The following is a 3,169-nucleotide window of genomic DNA, read 5'->3' as shown; positions in this document are numbered from 1 at the left end:
CAGCCCACCCCGGACCCGCAGCCGACCCCTGAGCCCGCCCCCGCGGTCACCCCCGCGCACTGGGTCAACACCGGCTCGGGCTGGAAGTGGCAGCTGGAGGACTCCAGCTACGCGACCAACCAGACCATCACGATTGGTGACGCTACCTACCGCTTCGACTCGGCGGGCATGATGGTCACCGGCTGGGACCTCCAGGACGGCAAATGGAGCTACTACAACGCCTACGGTGCTCGCGTGAGCGGCTGGGTCAAGGACGGCTCCTGGTACTACCTGGATCCCGCGACCGGCGTGATGGCGACCGGCTGGGTGCAGGTCGACGGCACCTGGTACCTCCTCTCCGCCTCCGGCGCGATGCTCACCGGCTGGCAGCACGCCGGTAGCTGGTACTACCTGGCTCCCTCGGGCGCCATGCTCACCGGCTGGCAGCACATTGGCGTCACCTGGTACTACTTCGCGGGTGATGGCCACATGGTCACCGGCTGGCAGATGATCGACGGCCGCTGGTACTACTTCGCATCCTCGGGTGCGTGGATCTGATCCGCATCTATCGCGGCCGGGGCCGGGGGAGCGTGTGTGCCCTCCCGGCCCCGGCCTCGTCTATGGGGGACGTCACGGCCCAAAGAGACCACGGGTTGGACCCGTGCGGACGCGTGGGGGAGGCGCGGGGGAAGATGGAGTCATGACACTGAACATCGCAGTAATCCCCGGTGACGGCATCGGCAAGGAAATCGTCCCCGAAGGCCTGAAGGTCCTGGACCGCGTCCTGGCGGACAAGGGTATCGACTACTCCACCACCCACTTCAACCTGGGAGCCGAGCGCTGGCACGCCACCCGCGACACCCTGACCGACGAGGACCTCGAGGCGATCAAGCGCCACGATGTCATCCTCCTGGGTGCGGTCGGCGATCCCTCCGTGCCCTCCGGCGTCCTCGAGCGCGGGCTGCTCCTCAAGCTGCGCTTCGCCCTCGATCACTACGTGAACCTGCGACCCTCCAAGTACTACGAGGGCGTGCCCAGCCCCCTGGCCAACCCCGGCGACATCGACTTCGTCGTCGTGCGCGAAGGCACCGAGGGCCTCTACTGCGGCAACGGCGGTGCTGTGCGCGTGGGCACCCCGCATGAGATCGCGACCGAGGTCAGCGTCAACACCGCCTATGGAGTCGAGCGCGTCGTGCGCTACGCCTTTGAGGCGGCCGCCTCGCGCAAGAAGCACCTCACCCTCGTCCACAAGCACAACGTCCTGGTCAACGCCGGGCACATGTGGCGCCGCATCGTCGACGAGGTGGGGGAGGAGTACCCCGACGTGAGCGTTGATTACTGCCACATCGACGCTGCCACCATCTACATGGTCACCGACCCGGGCCGCTTCGACGTCATCGTCACCGACAACCTTTTCGGCGACATCCTCACCGACGAGGCCGGGGCTGTCACCGGCGGCATCGGCCTGAGCGCGTCCGGCAACCTGAACCCCTCGCGTGAGTTCCCCTCCATGTTCGAGCCCGTGCACGGATCCGCCCCCGACATCGCGGGGCAGAACAAAGCAAACCCAACCGCCGCAATCCTCGCGGGAGCAATGCTTCTGCGGCACCTAGGCTATGAGTCGACGGCGGTCCGTATTGAGGATGCGGTCGAGGCTGATATGCGTGCCAACGGCGCCCGCACCCGAGGCACCGACGAAGTTGGTAACGATGTCTTAGGGTTCCTAAGCTAGTTAAGGCTGAGGCAGCTTACGCCCCGCCTTCGATTTTCACGATATGGGCGGCGGTGGGTTGCGTGTGCGTTGTGCCTATTCATCAGGTACTCTAAAACATGTGCAACGGGCACATCCGCCCCGTCGTCCGCTGGCGTGGTCACAAGCCGCACTGATGAGCTTCGTAAGCGATGCCGCTTCTGCCTCCCACCTTGAGGTTCGCGCCGCCGATGCTATTGGCAGAGAGAATTGACAGAATAGGATTACACCATGGCACTTGAATTTAGCCGTGAAAAGAACCCCGCCCCCGCGAGTGACGAACGCCGAGCCGAGATTCTTGCCGACCCCGGGTTTGGCGACTATTTTACGGATCATATGGTCAGCATCGACTGGAACGGTGATTATAAAACCGGCGGTGAATGGTCGAACGCGCGGGTGCATGCCTACGGTCCGCTCAGCTTAGATCCCGCCGCTGCGGTTTTTCACTATGGTCAGGAAATCTTCGAGGGTATTAAAGGCTACCGTCATTCGGATGGGTCAGTGTGGACATTCCGACCCGAGAAGAACGCGGCGCGCCTGAACCGCTCGGCGCATCGTATGGCACTGCCTCAGTTGCCCGAAGAGACCTTCATCGAATCCCTAAAACAGCTGGTGCAGGCGGATGAAAAATGGGTTCCCAGCGGTGAGGGAGAAGCGTTCTATTTCCGTCCGTTTATGATTGCGACTGAGGCATATCTGGGGGTTCGCCCTGCTCGTCACGTGGAATATCATGTGATTGGGTCGCCTGCCGGTAACTACTTTGGCACCCCCGAGCCGGTGGATATCTGGCTGTCCACGAAGTATGCCCGCGCTGGTGAAGGCGGCACTGGCACCGCAAAATGCGGCGGTAACTATGCTGCCGCCATGATCGCCCAGCTTGAAGGTGAAGAAAACGGCTGTAAACAGGTGATCTTCAAAGACCCGCACCGCAACGATGCTCTTGAAGAGCTGGGCGGCATGAACGTATTCTTCATCTACGGTAAAGAGAATAAGTTGGTAACCCCCGAACTTACCGGAACTATTCTAGAGGGCGTTACCCGTTCCTCAATTTTGCAGCTGGCGAAGGATCGCGGAATGACCGTTGAGGAACGCCCCATCACCCTCAGCGAGTGGCGTGACGGTGTGGCCTCCGGCGATATTACAGAGGTGTGTGCCTGCGGTACCGCAGCGGTCATTGCCCCTATTGGAAAGCTCAAGGCTGCTGATTTTGAGATTCCAGCGGCTTCCGAAGGATTTGGGGAGATTTCCAAGAGCCTGCGTGAAGAGCTCGTGGGCATTCAGACCGGTACGGTAGAGGACCGTCATGGCTGGCTGACCCGCCTCGTCTAATAACCCCCGGTTACTGCGCCGGGCGCATCCGTGAAACGTGCAGAGAGTGACTTTCCGACGATAAGCTCTACTTTTCAATCGGAAAGTCACTTTTTGCGTATCGAGAGGGGT

The 3,169-nt window shown here is 61.7% G+C and carries 2 protein-coding genes and 1 pseudogene; all 3 read left to right on the top strand.

What is annotated here, in order from left to right; genetic code table 11:
- Positions 1-537: pseudogene (locus Q0216_RS08630) on the top strand (peptidase S8); the annotation flags it as partial.
- A gap of 142 nt (positions 538-679) precedes the next feature.
- Positions 680-1,711, top strand: coding sequence for a 3-isopropylmalate dehydrogenase (locus Q0216_RS08625; protein ID WP_298594555.1), 1,032 nt, complete (start codon positions 680-682; stop codon positions 1,709-1,711).
- Positions 1,712-1,960: 249 nt separating this feature from the next.
- Positions 1,961-3,058, top strand: coding sequence for a branched-chain amino acid aminotransferase (locus Q0216_RS08620; protein ID WP_070620807.1), 1,098 nt, complete (start codon positions 1,961-1,963; stop codon positions 3,056-3,058).
- The last annotated feature ends 111 nt before the right edge of the window (positions 3,059-3,169 follow it).

Source organism: uncultured Rothia sp., from assembly GCF_937976295.1.
In the GTDB taxonomy this organism is placed as follows: domain Bacteria; phylum Actinomycetota; class Actinomycetes; order Actinomycetales; family Micrococcaceae; genus Rothia.
This window is presented reverse-complemented; position numbering and strand designations above follow the sequence as displayed.

What these genes read in the sequence shown, in the direction of transcription:
- Q0216_RS08620 (WP_070620807.1), top strand. Translation starts at nt 1,961, where the DNA reads ATGGCACTTGAATTTAGCCGTGAAAAGAACCCCGCCCCCGCGAGTGAC.
- Q0216_RS08625 (WP_298594555.1), top strand. Translation starts at nt 680, where the DNA reads ATGACACTGAACATCGCAGTAATCCCCGGTGACGGCATCGGCAAGGAA.